This is a genomic window from Salinimicrobium oceani (genome assembly GCF_012037645.1).
Genome location: NZ_JAAVJR010001452.1, coordinates 1 through 306, shown reverse-complemented (window position 1 = coordinate 306; position 306 = coordinate 1). Strand labels below are relative to the sequence as shown.

General features: G+C 45.1%; 1 protein-coding gene. It reads left to right on the top strand.

The features are described 5' to 3' along the window. Positions 1-306, top strand: a 306-nt coding sequence (locus HC175_RS22600; RefSeq protein ID WP_209310222.1) for an SAM-dependent methyltransferase, incomplete at both ends; no start/stop codon positions are given.

Sequence of the window (306 nt, the reverse complement as noted above, 5' to 3'; positions counted from 1 at the left end):
AAGCGAAGCAGGTTGTCCCGGGGTAGCCGATCCCGGAGCCGAAGTTGTAAAGATAGCCCACAGGGAAAGAATTCAGGTGGTGCCAATGGTTGGCCCCTCCTCTATTTTACTTGCAATGATGGCTTCAGGAATGAATGGGCAGAATTTTGCTTTTAACGGCTATCTCCCAATTGATAAGGCAGCCCGAAAAAGCGAGATCAGAAATCTTGAAAAGCTTTCAGTAGAAAAGAATCAGGCGCAGTCTTTTATTGAGACACCTTACAGAAATAACAAAATGCTGGAGGATCTCATTCAGATCTTACATCC